The sequence below is a fragment of the Clostridium weizhouense genome, from assembly GCF_019431045.1.
In the GTDB taxonomy this organism is placed as follows: domain Bacteria; phylum Bacillota; class Clostridia; order Clostridiales; family Clostridiaceae; genus Clostridium; species Clostridium weizhouense.
Map to the genome: position 1 here is coordinate 75,723 of NZ_JAHXPT010000005.1, position 14,022 is coordinate 89,744.

Below are 14,022 nucleotides of genomic sequence, written 5' to 3' on the forward strand. Positions count from 1 at the left end.
ACATTTTATTAGCTAAACCTACTAACGCAGTATGATACAAAATAAACAAACATATTGTTCTATCATCTTTTTAAATGTGACTAATATTGCTACTGGTTATAGTCTTTACCATTCACCAGCAATATTAGTTTTTTTATGTATCTCATCAAAATTATTTGAATCAAAATAATTACCCGCATTATAAAATGTTGGATCTACTTTAATCCATTTATTTTCATCCTTTAAATATACTTCATTCCATGCATGACTCACATAACTTTCACCATTATAAGCTTCCCCTGTTATTAATCTTATATTAAGTCCTACGGCTCTTGACATAGCTACATAAAGACATGCATAGTCAAAACATATACCTCTCTTTTCTTGATATGCAGATATGGCTCCACTATTTTTTACATCTTGTGAATTCAATACTTTATTTGCTTTATCATAATCATATGTTATATTAGATCCAATCCAAGAATATAATTTTTTTGCTTTTTCTCTATCAGTACTACTTGAAGTTGTTAATTTTTTTGCTTTCTCATCGATATTATTATTGGATTTCACACCTTCATCTAAAGTAACACCATTATAATATATAATTTTATTTGAAGCTATATCTTGAATTAATCCATTATTTATAATCTTTATTTTATTTTTATCTATAATATTTTCTATTCTATTAAATGCCTCAATATTATTAAAAACATCTATCTTAAAATTATTGTTTGGAATAGAATTAAACATTATTATTGGAACAAACATTATTAAAATAAAAATGCTTGATCTAATTATTCCAAATATAATTGAAAAAATAATTAATAATGTTTTACTTTGATTTATAATCCTTTTTCCACCACTAAAAATAAAAGTTTGTATCATTTGTAATATTTGCCTTATTACAAATCTTATAATAAGAAATACAATCATAAGTCCCAATATCTTAACTATTCCTTTAGTTAAATATCTACCTGTAAAGAAATTGTTAATTAAATATGATAAAACACTATTTAATTTATCATATTTAGTTAAAATTATTACAAATGTTGCTATACTAGATATAATATCTAGTATAGGAGTAATTGCATAATCAATATTAGAATTTTTTAGTACTCTTCTTATACTAATTAGTATCGATGTCCCTATTATACCAAAAATTATTATTTTGTATAAAAGAATTTTATCCATTTAACTTCTCCTTTAGTTAAAACTTTTTTCATTTATAACTTCTTTAACAACTTCATTAACGATGTCATATCCATATCCTTTAGAAAGTAAAAATCTATACAATTTATTTGATATCTTATATTTATCATTTTCAGATTTTTTAATAGTTACTATTTTTCTTTGAGCTAAGTTTATCGCTATAGATTTTTCATTTTCTATATTTACATTATTTAGCTCTTCTTCTATTATTTCCTTCGATATTCCCTTTTGAATTAAAGAATACTTAATTTTGTTGCTCCCTTGAGATTTTAGTTTTTCTTTAACAAAAAGTTGTGTATAATACTCATCATTTAAATAATTGTATTGCTTTAAAAAATCAATTGCCTTTTCGATAGCTTCCTCTTCATATCCTTTTAAAATCAATTTTTCTCTAACTTGCTTCTCTGTTTTATGACTTTTTTCTATTATCCTTATAGCAGTTTCTCTACATTTCATAAGTTGATCTTTATAAGCTAAAATTTTAAGCTTTTCAAAATCAACTTCATCTTTTAACTTAATTCCTTCTTTATATATTAATTCTGCACTTATTGAAAAAGCATATTCATCATCTAAAAATACATTTACTCTTTCTTTGTTTCTTTTTTGAAATTCCAATTTTGTTATCTTTGCCATAGTAAATTTCCATCCTATTTTCTTTAATTATTATTGTAATTGCTAGTTAATTTGATTTCAATATGTGGATTGTTGGGTTCAACAATACTTTTTTGGCAACTTCATTAATTTTACCTTTATCAACATTATTTAATCTTTCCATATCCTTTACAAATTCAAATATATCTTCATCTTCAAGAGCTTGATGTAATATATAATTACATAATTCTGAAGAATCTTCTAAAGTTGATATAACAGCTGTTTTATGCACCTTTTTCATGATTTCTAAATCTCTATCACCTATTTCAATCTTGCCATTAATTACATTATTCAATGTTTCATCAATTGCCATTTTAGCCTCTTCTACATTTTCTTCTCCTACAGAAGTGTATATATACAAAGTTTTTATATTGTTTGTTATTTCTAGATGAGTATATATATCATAAGCTAAACCTCTATTTTCTCTAACTTCTCTAAAAAGTAATGAGTTGGCACTTTCTCCTAATCTATGATTTAATATTCTAAGAGGTAATTCATCATCTTTTTCTAATTCATTAAATGTAAATAAATATACTATTGTACTTTGTTCTATATCCTTTTTATAAGTAACTTTTGTTACATTTTTATTTTTCTCTTTTATGCAATTTAATACTTTAGGCTTATCACCACTCCATAATTCAAAATTTTTATTTATTAATTCTATTGCATCTTCATGACTTAATGATGAAACCATAGTAATAAGAGAATTTTTTGGAGTATAATGTTCTTTATAATAATTAATTATTTGATTTTGAGTAAACTTCTTTATATTTTCTTCAATACCTGTAACATCATACTTAAGCGCACTTTTGGTAAATGCAATATTATTTACATTTTTAAAACTATAATCTTCTAAATCGTCTTTACCTGTTCTTATTTCAGCAAGTATAACGCCACGTTCTTTTTCAAGTTCGCTTTCTTCAAATTTAGAATTTATAACCATATCACTTAATATAGAAATACCATTATTTAATTCTTCTATTAAACAACTTATCGTGTACACAGTTGCATCATAATCAGTATATGCATTATATTCTCCTCCTAAAGCCTCCAAATCCTCATTAAGCTTTTCATCATCTCTATTATTAGTTCCTTTAAATAAACAATGTTCAACAAAATGACTTATTCCTTTTTGTTCTAAAGATTCATATAAAGCTCCAACTTTAATTCCTATATTTATTGAGGCTATTTGTGTATCTTTATTTATAGTTATTACCTCTAACCCATTACTTAACTTGTGTCTCTTGGCATTAAAATTCAATTTTATCATTTATTCTCTCCTAATATTTTTATATCATATTTTATATGATTCTTTAAGCTTCCTAAAATAAAATTATAACACATTATTTTAACTTCATTAATATATATAGATTCTTATATGTAGATATATTCTTAAAGTAATGCTAAAATATAGAGAAAAGTATTGCTATTTAACTTTAAAAGGGAGATGAATATTATGAAAAAGTCTATTTTAATTGTAGAAGACGAACTTAAAATTAGATTTTTACTTAGAGACTATCTTGTAAAAGATGAATTTAATGTATTTGAAGCCTCTAATGGTGAAGAAGGATTAATAACCTTTAGTAAAGAAAAAATCGACTTAATAATTTTAGATATAATGATGCCAAAAATGGATGGTTTAACTATGCTTAGAAAGCTTAGAGAAGTTTCTAGCATTCCTGTTATTTTACTTACCGCTAAAGGAGAAGAAGAAAATAAACTTGAAGGATATGATTATGGTGCCGATGATTATGTAACTAAACCATTCAGTCCTAAAGTCTTAATAGCTAAAGTTAAAGTTTTACTTAAAAGAACACGACAAAACTTAGATTCTAGTATACAAAATTTTAATGATCTTAGTATTAATCAACTTTCTCATGAAGTTAAAATTAATGATATAGATATCACTTTATCTCCAAAGGAATATGAGCTTTTAATCTATTTAATTAATAATCAAGGGATAGCTCTAAGTCGTGACAATATATTAGATAATGTATGGGGTATTGATTATTATGGAGATATTCGTACTGTAGATACAAATATCAAAAGATTAAGAGAAAAATTATTAGATAAAGCATCTTATATAGTTACTGTACGTGGTAGCGGGTATAAATTCGAGGTAAAATAAATGAAAAAAAGTTTATCAAAAAGATTATTTATAATAACACTTGGTCTTATGTCAGGTTTAATGTTATTAATTTACTTTACTCAATCATTTTTGTTTCAAAAATTTTATTTTTATAGAAAAACTTCATTTTTAGTTAAAGAAATTAGTAAATTTCAAACACTATATTCTTATCAAAATAATAATGACTATACTTTATATCAAGCACTTGGAAAATTTGAAAATGATAATAACTCTAAAATAGCGATATTCTCTTTAAATGGAGAACTAATGTATTTACCTAGTAAATTCGAAAATGAAGAGGATATTAATATATTAACGGGTTTTTGTACTGAATTAATCAATAATAAATCTTTAATTTTAGACGTCATTAATTCTTCAAAAATTAAAGTTACTAATTTTTATAATCAAAATAATAGCACTCAAAAAATAGGAATAATTGCACCTATGTCCTTAAAATCTCATAATGATAGTATCATAATATCCGTTTCTTCTATTCAGCCAATTGAAGAAGCATCAAAAGTTATTGATGAATTTTATATATATTTATTCTTAGGTTTAACTATTATTGCAATTATATTATCTTCAATTTATTCTAATTTAATTTCTAAACCATTAATAACATTAAATTCAGTTGCTAATAAAATGTCTAATATGAATTTTAATGTTTCATGTGATATTAATAGCGAAGATGAAATTGGTAACTTAGCCAGAACATTAAATTTCTTATCAAAAAATCTTCAATCAGCATTATTAGATTTGCAACAGAAAAATCAAAAGTTAGAAGAAGATATTGAAAAAGAGAGAAAATTAGAAAATATGAGAAAAGACTTCATAGCTGATGTTAGTCATGAACTAAAAACTCCTATTGGAATAATTAAAGGATATGCTGAGGGAATTAAAGATGGTATAGTTACTGGAGATGATGCTTTAAACTATTTAGAAACTATAATAGGAGAATCTCAAAAAATGGGAACTTTAGTTACAAATATGTTAGAGCTTTCAAAACTTGAATCAGGTACTGTAAAACCTGCTCCAGAAGCTTTTAATATTAATAGATTAATAAATAAAATCCTAAAAAAACATAGTTTAAATATTGAAGAAAATAATCTCACTATAAATTTTTCTTTTTCAAATGACTATAGTTATGTTTATGCTGATACTTTCCAAATGGAACAAGTATTAACTAACCTTATTACTAATGCAATTAAATACACTCCTGATGGAAATTCTATAAATATAAGTATAAATGAAGAGGATGATAAATTTAAAATATCAATTCAAAATATGGGAATTAATATACCTGAAGAGGAGATTGATAAACTATTTGATAAATTTTATAGAATTGATAAATCTAGACAAAGATGTGAGAATAGTACGGGGCTTGGATTATCAATAGTAAAAAATATATTACAACTTCATAATAGTGAATTTAGTTTTAGAAATATTCCAAATGGTGTAGAATTTTATTTTTACTTAAATAAAATAATATCTCAAGATGAATATGATTAATAAAATACTTATTTATTTAAAAATAATTTTAGAGATATCCTTTCTATTATATACTTATCCCAATAGAAAGGATATCTAAAATACTTAAAAAAGTTGTTTTAGATATCCTCATTTTATTATAAATATTAATTTATCTCATTTCTTTTATTAAACCTTTTCTATAAATTGTTAATAATGCCTTCAAATCTTTAATCTGATTCTTTAATTCCATACCTATATCAGTATCCCCTACAGTTTTCCTTTTTAATTTTTGCTCTACTACCATTATCGTTGATAAAATATCTTTTTCTTGCATTATGGATTCCTCTGTAGAAGAAAAGTGTTCATGAGATACTATTTGTAATCCATATGAATTATATATAAGTGTATATCCTGCTATTCCTGTTTGTTTTTGATAAGATTTAGAGAATCCTCCATCTATTACTATTAATTTTCCATTAGCTTTTATCGGACTCTCACCCTCTTTCTTCTTAACAGGTACATGTCCATTTATTATTATTGATTCTTTAGTATTTAATCCAAATTCCTCCAATACTATGTTGCACATTTTTTCACTATCTCTATGATTATAATATGATGTCTTTTTTTCTATATGAGATTCTTTATCATCAATAAAATATCTTTCAAAAGTTCTCATCTGTTCTTTACCAAATAGCGGTGATACAGTGCCTGTCCATAAGTACCACATAATATCCATCCCATAAAGTTTGCCTTGATTATCAACTTTTTCAAAATAACCTTCTCTTGATAAAGAATCAAACTTTTCCATCAATTTTTTACCTTTATATTCTTTGCCATGTATTTTCATACTCTTAAAGTTTAAATTATCATCTAATGGAATGCATCCATGAAACAAAAGATTAGAATTACATTTTAAAAACATACTTCCTTTTGAAAAAAGGAATCTAATATGTTTTTGTAATTTTTCACTATTGGTAAAAGAAAATACCAATTTATCTATAAGAATAGATTCATCTGTTGTAAGTTCATAAGGATCATTAGGATTTATTGTTGGAAAATTAGTATCATTTAATTTATATTCTTTTTCTTTTAATTTTATAGTCCCTTTTTTATAATCTATTTTATCTAATAATAATCTATTTTCTAATTCAAATTCCGGTCTTCTATCTATAATTTCTTTTTCTAGTTTAAACTGCAACACAGTAATTGCCTTATGCATTTTGGAAACTAGTTCTATTTCTTGATTTAAAGCTGAATTTTCTTCTTTTACTTTAGGCATAAAACCTTTACAAGGATCATCTTTATAATATTTTAAAGCAAATGTTGCTAATGGTAATAAATTTATTCCATATATTTCTTCTATTAAATCTAAATTTGCATATCTTGTAGATATTCTTACAACATTTGCTATGCATGGTTTTACTCCTGCCGCTGCTCCCATCCAAAGTATATCATGATTACCCCACTGAATATCAACTGAATGATAGTCTATAAGTGTATCTAATATTATATCTGGTCTTGGTCCTCTATCATATATATCTCCTATTATATGAAGTCTATCTATAACCAACCTTTGAATAAGTTTCGATAAAGCAATAATAAACTCTTTAGCTCTTCCTATATCAATAATTGTAGTTATTATTCTATCATAATATTCTTGTTTATCTATACCATTAAATTGTTCATGCAGTAACTCTTCTATAATATAAGCAAAATCAACTGGTAATGCTTTTCTTACTTTAGATCTCGTGTATTTAGATGAAGAATATCTACATATTTCTATAAGCCTATTTAAAGTTATTTTATACCAATCATTAATGTCATTTTCATCTTTTAGTACTATATCTAATTTTTGTTCTGGATAATATATTAAAGTAGCTAAACTTTTCTTATCACTTTCTAATAAAGAATTTCCAAATACATCTTCTATTTTTCTTTTTACAACACCTGATGCATTTCTTAATACATGAATAAAATGTTCATATTCTCCATGAATATCGCTTAAAAAGTGTTCTGTACCTTTAGGCAAATTTAATATAGCTTCTAAATTTATAATTTCTGTTGATGCTGCTGCTATAGTAGGATATTGTTTTGCCAATAATTTAAAATACTTTAATTCCTTGATATCATCCTTTTCATTTTTATTCATTTTACCCTCCCATAATTCATATAATACGTTTTGATTTTGACCATTATATAAATAAAACTAAAAAACCCCTTACCAAATATTAAATCATTTAATGTAAATTTTGTCCATTAATATAAATATTTATTTTGTAAAGTTTTACTAATTTCATTCGAATATATATAATGTAGAGTAATTTGAAGGAGGTATGTAAAATGATTAATACTAATTATTATACTGATAACGACTACTTAATACCTAAAATAGAAGGTACTAATAAAATTTTAGATCGCCATACTTTTAATTCACTTTATTATACAAATAAAAAAATGAATTATAATAAATCATTCAAAGAAACTTTAAATGATTTTATTTCTTTAAGGAACAATAAATCTTTATTAGATAAACTCATCTCAGCAAATAAAGGATTGATCGATATTGATGATATTTCTAAAAGTTTAGTTGATATTGATAATTTATCTGACTCTTTGGAAATTGATAAAGAATCTTTGTACAATAAAATTAAAACTGTACGAACTTTGAAAAACAAATAAAAAATTCATTCAGGCGACTCTAAAAATAATAGCTGTATTTAGTAATAAATACAGCTATTTAGGTATATTAAAGAAAATATCAAGTTCAAAATGCTACTATTATTTTCTTGATTATGACTTACTATTTTAAAGAATCCAAATATGCTACTGCACTTAAGGATGCTATATTACCTTCTCCTGCCGCTTTAATATATTGATATGGCTTACCAACACAATCTCCAGCAGCGAAACAACCTTTTATACTAGTTTGCATATTTCTATCTACTTCAACATGGCCATCTAATATTTTAAGCCCCGGTACTAGTTGTTTAGGTGATATAGAATCTTTTAATAGAAAAACCCCATCTGTTTCTAGTTCATTATCTTTTAACACTAGTTTTTCTACTTTTTGATTTCCTTTAATTTTTATTGGTTTATCTTCTATAATATTTACCTTATCATTTATATTATATACATCTCTATACATAGGTATATAATAAACAGATTTAGCTAATTCACTAACATATGAAGCATCCTTTTCACCTTCTTTATTATAAGATATTATAGAAACTACTTTATCTTTATATAAAGGTGCATCACATGTTGCACAATATCCAACTCCTTTTCCTAAAAATTCTTCCTCACCTTCAAGTGCTTTTGTATATTCTACTCCAGTAGCAAGAATTACTGCTTTAGCCTCATACATCTTTTCATTGACCATTAAAGTAAAATATTCTCCCATTGCATAAATATTATTTACACGTTCTTCTTGAATATTTATATCCATAGATTTTATATGATCTATAAATTTTTCTTTTAATTCTTCTCCTGTTACTCCATAAAAACCTAAATAATTATTAACTTTAGGAGCTTTTTGCAATTTAGAGCTTAAATTTTTATTTCCAAATATAATAAAACTTTTGTTTCTTATCTTAGCATTTAATGCTGCTGAAAGACCTGCTGGTCCACTTCCTATTATTGCTATATCATATCTTTTTTCCATAGTTACCACCTTATTTTCTATAGGTTATTTTTAATTAAATTTTCCAAAACTTCTTTTGGTAAAAATCCGACTGATGTTTCTACTGGCTTTCCACCTTTAAATAATTTAATAGTTGGTATGCTTTGAATTCCATGTTGCATAGATGTTAATGGATTTTTATCAACATCTACTTTTGTAAATTTAACATGTTTAAATTCTTTATCTAACTCTTCTAAAACTGGCGCCAACATCCTACAAGGTCCACACCAAGTAGCCCAAAAGTCTACTAAAACTAACTCATCACAATCTAAAACTTCATTTTCAAAATCTGAATCATTTATATGCTTAATCATAATTCTCCTCCTTAATTATATCTATATATAAGTATATATCTTTATCTATTTTATTCCAATTTAATTTTAAAATAAAATATAATATTAATTATATTTTATATCTCTTCTATCAAAATATTCACTTGCATCAATTATTGTTCTAATTTAATTATAAGTTTAAATACACTTTTATTAATTAATTTAATATAATTAATCCTAAGTAAATATTTTTAATATTTATATACTAATTTAAATCACTATATTAAATCGAAGCTATACTTTGTAATTTATTATATTCTCCATTTTTAATAATTAATTCTTTATGAGTTCCCTTTTCAATTATTCCTTTATTTCCTATAACAACTATTTCATCTGCATTTTTAATTGTTGATAATCTATGAGCTACTACTATTGTAGTTCTATCTTTACATAATTTTTTAAGTGATTCTTGTATTATATGTTCAGTTGCATTATCTAATGCAGATGTTGCTTCATCAAGTATTAAAATAGATGGATTCTTTAAAAATACTCTTGCAATAGAAATACGTTGTTTCTGTCCTCCTGATAATTTAACTCCTCTTTCACCAATATATGTATCATAACCTTGCGGTAAATTTTCAATAAATTCATGTATGTTAGCCATCTTAGCAGCAGATAATATTTCCTCTTCAGTAGCATCATTTTTACCATATAAAATATTATCTCTTATTGTTCCTGTAAATAAAAATACCTCTTGTTGTACTATTCCAATGTTACTTCTTAAAGAATTTAAGCTTACATCATATATACTCTTTCCATCTATCAATATATCTCCACATTTTACATCGTAAAATCTAGGAATAAGATTGCAAATTGTTGTCTTACCTGTTCCTGAATGTCCAACTAAAGCTAGCATTTTTCCTTGCTCAATTTTGATAGAAAAACCTTTTAAAATATCTTGTCCATCATAACTAAAATCTATATTTTTAAACTCTATTTCACCTTTTACATTTGATAGATTTATTGCCTGTTCTTTATCTTTTTCTTGTTCTTCATTCATAATTTGCATATATCTTTCAAATCCAGTTATGCCATTTTGAAACTGTTCCATAAAGTTTATTAATTTTTTAATTGGCTCTGTAAAAAGTCTTATATATAGCATATATGCCATATAATCACCAATATCTATAATCCCAACAAACGTAAAGATTCCACCAAAAATTAATCCTATATAATTTAATACATCGATACCTAATCCAGCCCCGGCAAAATATTCTGCCATAACCTTATAAGCTCTTTCTCTAGCATTTATAAACTTCCTGTTTCCAATTTCAAATTTTTCTTCTTCTGATTTATGACTTACAAATGCTTTAGAAATACTTATTCCAGAAATACTATTTTGAAGATTTGCATTTACTGCTCCTGTTTCAACTTTTGTATCTAAAAATGCTTTATTCATTCTTTTTCTTTGAAACATTGTAAAAATTACTATCGGTGGAATAAAAGCAAATATAATTAATGTAAGTGGTATATTTATTGTACAAAGTATAATAAATGATCCTATAAGCATAATAATAGATATAAATATATCTTCTGGACCGTGATGAGCAAGTTCAGAAATATCCATTAAATCATTTATTATTCTAGACATTATATCTCCAGTTTTATTATTATCAAAATACTTATTAGGTAACCTTTGTAAGTGCTTAAACACATCTCTTCTCATATCTGCCTGCATCCTTACCCCAACAACATGTCCCCAATATTGCATAAAGTATCCACACAAAGCTTTAACTATAAATATAAGTAATAATACCACTGCAAATACTACTATTAACCTAATATTTTTATTAGGAATAGAGTCATTTATAAGTTTTCTAGTCATCATTGGATATACTAAATCACATAGTGCCGCTATAAATGCTGCAATCAAATCAAAAACAAATAATTTTTTATACGGTTTATAAAAACCAATAAATTTTTTTATCATATAGTCCTTCCTCCCTTAAACATATTTTAATTAATTTCTATCTTATTAAATTAATGATTTCTTCTTTAGAGTTATATAAATCTTTAGAAAAAACTTTTTTTACTTCAACAGGTCTTTTTCCTAATACTATTATATTCCCATCAAAATATATTGCCTCTTCAACATCATGAGTTACTAATATAACCATTCTATTTTCCTTTAAAAGCATATACTTAAATTCATCTATAATTTTATACTTTAATGTATAATCTAATGATTTAAATGGCTCATCCATCAAAATTAATTTTGATGGTTTTCCAAAAGCTCTAGCTATATTTACTCTTTGTTTCATTCCTCCACTTAATTCACTTGGATATTTATCTTTTACATTTTCAAGACCTAAAGATAAAAGTAAGTTATTAATTCTACTTTCTATCTCTGAATCATCATAATATCTTTTTAAAGCAATATTTAAATTTTCTTTAATTGTAAGCCATTCTATTAACCTATCTTCTTGGAAAATATAGCTTATATCTTGTTTAGATATTCCTAATATTTTACCATCATCTACTGAAATCAAATGTGCTAAAATATTTAACAAAGTACTTTTACCACATCCTGATTCCCCTATTATGCAATTAACTTTTTCATCAGAAAATTGTAAATTAAAATTTTTAAATATTTTTTCATTATCATAGGATTTTGTTAAATTTCTAACTTCCAATTTCATTTTTCTTCCACCTATATGTACTATTTTTAAAGACTTTATTAATAAATTCAAAAATTATTGATATTACAGCAATTATAACTATCCATGCAAATATTCCACTTGTATTAAAATTAACCTTTTCTAATTGTATTGCAGAACCAATCCCAAATTTAGGTTGTCCATGTACTTCTCCAGCAATAACAACCTTAAAAGCCAATGAAAATGTTGATACAAATATACTTATTAAATAAAATTTTATAACTGGCCAATATACTCCTTTTATTCTATCATTCAATGACACCTCATATATATCTAACATTTCAATCAGCTTTTTATCAAAATTTATAAGATTACTTAATATACCTTCATATAATATTGGGAACGTTATAGCAAAACCTACTACAAATGGTGCTTTATCTTTATTAAACCAAACTAATGTCAAAACAACCAGTACCATTGTCGGAATAGTTTTTGCAAAAGCATTAATAGGTGCCATTAAATATCTAAAAAAGGGGTACAAAAATGTTAGTACCCCTAAAACTACAGCTAATAATACAGCAAATATATAACTTAATGCTGTTCTATATAAACTACTTAAAAGCATTTTTAAGAAATTATCATTACAAATAATATTTCTAGTTTCACTTATTATTTGATTTATTGTTGGAATATATATATCATTATTAATTATTGTTGCTAAAACTTGCCATACTATTAAAAAAAATAAACATGATAATAAGATGCCTAATTTACTTCTCCATGTATATTCCTTCATCCGGTACTTTTCCTCCAACTGTATTACTATCAAATTCATATAGTTTATTAAAATAAGTTTGATATTCTTTAAGCGAATCTTTAATGTTTACATATTTTATATTGGATTTATCCATTGCTGAAATTATTATTGGTTTTTTTGCAGAAATTCCTATTTCTTCACAATATGTTCCTAAACCTTCTCTATCTTCATATGCCCATATAGTACTATTTTCAATTTCTTTTAAAATATTATCTACAAATTTTTTATCTTTTTTTACTAATTCTTTTTTTATTATTATTGTTGATTGTGGGAATCCATATTCTATATTATTTTCTTTTTTCCATTCTTCATTAAGATTTAAAATCACATTTAGGTTTTCTTTTTTACTTGAAACATTAGATAAAGCTGGTTCTGGTAATACTACATACTTAGCTTTATCAGATAATATTATTGGTGCAAGTTCTGTTACTCCACCTACATAACTAAAGTTAATATCTTTGTCAATATCTATACCCTTATTTTTTAAAACCGATTTAGTTATAATATCAGGAGTTAATCCCTTTCCAATATTATACAGTTCCTTACCTTTTAAACTTTCAACTGTTTGATTAGATTCAGTCGAAACTAAAAAGAATGATCCCCAACCTACAGTTCCTGCTATTACATAATCTCCATTTTTATTAAAAGATGTAGCTGCTAAATTTGAAGGAACTATTGCAATATCAGCTTCTCCTTTCATAACAGATGTAACTACATTATCTGTTGTTTTTTCTATATTATATTTAACATTATATCCCTTTTTAATTTCTGGTCTTTCTTTTATAATTTTAGCTATTGATATCGCTGGAAGACCGTCTGGAACTATAAAGTTAACTTCTTTAGTATCATCTGTCATGCTAGAACCAGTACATCCTGTAAACATAAAAATTGATAAGAGTAATACTAAAAATATCGATATTTTTTTCATTTAAATTTCACTTCCTTAAATTATCTTTAATAATGATTATAATAACACAACTATATTAAAACCCCAAATTAAGTATATCCAAAAAACAATAATTAAATGTATTATTTTACATTTATACTAATAGTAAATTATGTTCTTCCTATTTTAATTTCCCCTTAAAAACCTTAAGCATGCACCTTTTTCAAACGTAGTACAGGAATAATGATATGGTATATTCTAAAGAATAAAAAAA

13 protein-coding genes are annotated in these 14,022 nt (G+C 24.8%); 3 read left to right on the top strand and 10 right to left on the bottom strand.

What is annotated here, in order from left to right; translation table 11 throughout:
* Nucleotides 1–105: 105 nt before the first annotated feature.
* Genes KYD98_RS08150 through KYD98_RS08160 form a run of 3 tightly spaced genes read right to left on the bottom strand, consistent with a single transcriptional unit; the run spans nucleotide 106 to nucleotide 3,109 of the window.
* Entirely contained in the window at nucleotides 106–1,170 is a 1,065-nt protein-coding gene (locus KYD98_RS08150) for a transglutaminase-like domain-containing protein (protein ID WP_219779120.1), read from the bottom strand.
* 12 nt (nucleotides 1,171–1,182) lie between these two features.
* Nucleotides 1,183–1,821 (bottom strand): recombination regulator RecX, encoded by a 639-nt coding sequence (recX, locus tag KYD98_RS08155; protein WP_219779121.1) that lies wholly within the window; start codon nucleotides 1,819–1,821, stop codon nucleotides 1,183–1,185.
* A gap of 46 nt (nucleotides 1,822–1,867) precedes the next feature.
* Complete coding sequence (locus KYD98_RS08160) at nucleotides 1,868–3,109, bottom strand: M16 family metallopeptidase (protein WP_219779122.1); 1,242 nt, start codon at nucleotides 3,107–3,109, stop codon at nucleotides 1,868–1,870.
* Between the two features lie 186 nt (nucleotides 3,110–3,295).
* On the opposite strand from KYD98_RS08160, the gene KYD98_RS08165 reads away from it, so the two are divergent.
* Nucleotides 3,296–3,967: a response regulator transcription factor gene (locus KYD98_RS08165; RefSeq protein ID WP_219779123.1), complete on the top strand. Its 672-nt coding sequence runs from the start codon at nucleotides 3,296–3,298 to the stop codon at nucleotides 3,965–3,967.
* Nucleotides 3,968–5,476: a sensor histidine kinase gene (locus KYD98_RS08170; RefSeq protein WP_219779124.1), complete on the top strand. Its 1,509-nt coding sequence runs from the start codon at nucleotides 3,968–3,970 to the stop codon at nucleotides 5,474–5,476.
* A gap of 130 nt (nucleotides 5,477–5,606) precedes the next feature.
* On the opposite strand, the gene KYD98_RS08175 is transcribed toward KYD98_RS08170, so the two are convergent.
* Nucleotides 5,607–7,586 carry a fructose-1,6-bisphosphatase gene (locus KYD98_RS08175; protein ID WP_219779125.1) on the bottom strand — a complete coding sequence of 660 codons (1,980 nt, stop codon included), beginning with the start codon at nucleotides 7,584–7,586 and terminating at the stop codon, nucleotides 5,607–5,609.
* A gap of 191 nt (nucleotides 7,587–7,777) precedes the next feature.
* Between KYD98_RS08175 and KYD98_RS08180 the strand changes: the two genes are divergently transcribed.
* Entirely contained in the window at nucleotides 7,778–8,116 is a 339-nt protein-coding gene (locus KYD98_RS08180; RefSeq protein WP_219779126.1) for a hypothetical protein, read from the top strand.
* Between the two features lie 121 nt (nucleotides 8,117–8,237).
* Here the strand turns inward: KYD98_RS08180 and KYD98_RS08185 are convergent, their stop codons facing one another.
* The 6 genes from KYD98_RS08185 to KYD98_RS08210 form a co-directional block, all read right to left on the bottom strand.
* Nucleotides 8,238–9,098: an NAD(P)/FAD-dependent oxidoreductase gene (locus KYD98_RS08185; RefSeq protein WP_219779127.1), complete on the bottom strand. Its 861-nt coding sequence runs from the start codon at nucleotides 9,096–9,098 to the stop codon at nucleotides 8,238–8,240.
* A 17-nt stretch (nucleotides 9,099–9,115) separates the two neighbouring features.
* Entirely contained in the window at nucleotides 9,116–9,430 is a 315-nt protein-coding gene (gene trxA, locus KYD98_RS08190; protein ID WP_219779128.1) for a thioredoxin, read from the bottom strand.
* Between the two features lie 241 nt (nucleotides 9,431–9,671).
* Entirely contained in the window at nucleotides 9,672–11,378 is a 1,707-nt protein-coding gene (locus tag KYD98_RS08195; RefSeq protein ID WP_219779130.1) for an ABC transporter ATP-binding protein, read from the bottom strand.
* 37 nt (nucleotides 11,379–11,415) lie between these two features.
* Nucleotides 11,416–12,087 (bottom strand): ATP-binding cassette domain-containing protein, encoded by a 672-nt coding sequence (locus KYD98_RS08200; RefSeq protein ID WP_219779131.1) that lies wholly within the window; start codon nucleotides 12,085–12,087, stop codon nucleotides 11,416–11,418.
* Nucleotides 12,071–12,841, bottom strand: coding sequence for an ABC transporter permease (locus KYD98_RS08205; RefSeq protein ID WP_219779132.1), 771 nt, complete (start codon nucleotides 12,839–12,841; stop codon nucleotides 12,071–12,073). Before KYD98_RS08205 ends, KYD98_RS08200 begins: the two co-directional genes overlap by 17 nt.
* Nucleotides 12,816–13,790 carry an ABC transporter substrate-binding protein gene (locus tag KYD98_RS08210; RefSeq protein WP_219779133.1) on the bottom strand — a complete coding sequence of 325 codons (975 nt, stop codon included), beginning with the start codon at nucleotides 13,788–13,790 and terminating at the stop codon, nucleotides 12,816–12,818. The genes KYD98_RS08205 and KYD98_RS08210 overlap by 26 nt, the downstream gene beginning before the upstream one ends.
* Nucleotides 13,791–14,022: the final 232 nt, after the last annotated feature.